A 336-nucleotide genomic window follows, 5' to 3' on the forward strand; every position below is an offset into this window, starting at 1 on the left:
CTGCCCGCCACACCGGCGTTCAGGCTTTCCACACGGTCGGTCATGGGGATGCGCACCGCGGCATCGCAGGCTTCCACCGTTTCGTCCCGCAGGCCCTGCCCCTCGCTGCCAATGACAACGCAGACACCGCCGGGGAATTCCCGTCCCGCCTCATTCAGCGGGCGGGAACGATAGAGAGCCGCCGCCAGACAGGTAACCCCCCGCCGCCGCAAAGCCTGCAGCGTGGCGGGCAGATCGTCGGAATGCAGTACCGGCAGCCGCCCCGCCGCGCCCATGGAGGAACGCAGCGTTTTGGGCGAGAAAGGCGCCGCACAGCCCGGTCCCAGCACCACGGCG

Annotated in this window: 1 protein-coding gene; it reads right to left on the bottom strand. The window is 69.9% G+C overall.

All coding sequences use genetic code 11. The features are described 5' to 3' along the window. The coding region (locus H6B10_RS15835) for a TrmH family RNA methyltransferase (protein WP_204652405.1) at positions 1-336 on the bottom strand (336 nt) is incomplete at both ends.

It is taken from the genome of Gemmiger formicilis, from assembly GCF_016901605.1.
GTDB classification, from domain to species: Bacteria; Bacillota; Clostridia; order Oscillospirales; family Ruminococcaceae; genus Gemmiger; species Gemmiger formicilis_B.